1 protein-coding gene is annotated in these 1,939 nt (G+C 67.1%); it reads left to right on the top strand.

All coding sequences use genetic code 11. The features are described 5' to 3' along the window. Positions 1 to 569 precede the first annotated feature (569 nt). The coding region (locus tag ABT129_RS37990) for an ABC transporter substrate-binding protein (RefSeq protein WP_351910834.1) at positions 570 to 1,939 on the top strand (1,370 nt) is incomplete at its 3' end.

The raw sequence follows: 1,939 nt of genomic DNA, 5'->3' as shown, positions 1-1,939 counted from the left end.
CGGCGCCCGCGGCAGCGCCACCCTGACCGGCGTGACCATCACCAACTCGGCCGAGGGCAACGTCCTGGTCGAGCCCGGCTCACAGTTCGTCATCAACAACCCGTAACACCGTCATCGGTGCCTGCCGGCGCCGGTGAGTACCAGGGTCCGGCCACGGCGGTGGCCGGACCCCCTGGTAAGAACGGCGCCACCCGGGAGGCCACCCGGGTGGCTGCGGCACTGGCGAGTGCCGCGCGTGCGACAAAGCTCGATACCCGACTCCGACCCCGCCTCCTTCTTTCGCAGGCGGGGCGTTTGCCATGTCCTCCTCCCAAGGTGTGCAGGGCACGGAGACGGAGCGCGGAGCTCGGCCGGCACCCCAGTCGCCCTCTCGCCCGCCGGAATCCCCCGTCGCCGATGAAGTCGCCCGCGTGCACGCCGATCACGGTTCGATTACACGTATCTGTCAGACAATTACGAAACCAGCGCGAGATCTTGCGTTCACTTGTTGGCGGTGGTTGAGTGTGCCGCGCCCCACAACGCACAGGCGGTGGGGCGACCTCCACGTTCAGGCCCGAAGGGGACCACCCATGAGAAGTGCCCGGTTCCGCCGTACGCGCCGCGCCAGCGCGGTCACCCTCGTCTCCGCCCTCACGCTGACCGCTCTCGCCGCCTGCGGCACGAGCAGCAGCGGCGACAACAGCGGCGGCGACGGCGCCCAGCAGAACGGTTCGTCCGACCCGACGGTGCCGCTGGACCCGAAGACGAAGGTGACGCTCACGATCGACTGCATGCCCCCGGCGGCGAAGGCGGCCGAGCTCAAGGAGTGGAAGGAGGACGTCGCCGAGTTCAACAAGACGTACCCCAACGTCACCATCGAGGGCCGCTCCACCCCCGGCCAGTGTCTGGAGCCGCCGCGGTTCACCGCGATGCTCAAGGCCAAGTCCCAGCCGGACGTGTTCTACACGTACTTCACCGACCTGCCGCAGGTGCTCTCCGAGGACGGCGCCGCGGACATCACGGACTACGTCACCCCGAGGTCGGTCCCGCTCCTGAAGGACATCGACCCCAACGTCCTCAACTCCCTGAAGCAGCGCGGCAAGCTCTACGGCCTGCCCACGAGCAACTACACGATGGGTCTGCTGGTCAACCGGAAGCTGTTCAAGGACGCGGGTCTGAACCCGGACGCGCCGCCGCGTACCTGGGAGGAGGTCCGGGCCGCCGCGAAGAAGATCGCCGGGCTCGGGAACGGTGTGGCCGGCTTCGGTGAGTACAGTGCGGGCAACACCGGTGGCTGGCACTTCACCGCGCAGATGTACAGCGTCGGCGGTGATGTGGTGGACGCCTCGGGTACGAAGGCCGCGTTCAACAACGACCTGGGCAAGCAGGTGGCCCGGAACCTCCACGCGATGCGCTGGGAGGACGACTCCATGGGCAAGACGCAGCTGCTGAAGTGGGGTGACCTGCAGAAGCAGATAGCCACCGACAAGCTCGGGATGTTCCTCGCGGCCCCCGACGACATCGCGTACATGGTCCAGCAGCTCGGTGCGAAGTACGAGAACTTCGGCATGGGCCCGATTCCGGGCGGCAGGAACACGCTGGCCGGCGGCAACAACTACATGATCAAGAAGGGCATCTCCGGCGACAAGATCAAGGCCGCGGTCGCCTGGCTCAACTTCAAGAACCTCACGGTCGGCAAGGGCCAGTTCGACTGGGCCCGGACGAAGGCCGACAAGCTGCCCGTCGGTATTCCGCAGCCGAACTTCTGGCTGAACCAGTCCAAGGCCACGGACGACGCCGCCCGGCTGGCCGACGCCACCATGCCGGTGGCGAACTTCAAGGCCTTCATGGACAACCCCGTCGCGGGCAAGGCCGAGCCGCCGAAGGCGCAGGAGGTCTACAAGGTCCTCGACAACGTGATGTCGGGCCTCCTCACCAACAAGGACGCCGACATCGACAA

It is taken from the genome of Streptomyces sp. NPDC002057, from assembly GCF_040296665.1.
In the GTDB taxonomy this organism is placed as follows: Bacteria; Actinomycetota; Actinomycetes; order Streptomycetales; family Streptomycetaceae; genus Streptomyces.
Note: the sequence above shows the minus strand (reverse complement) of the source record. Positions and strands in the feature narration are given on the sequence as shown.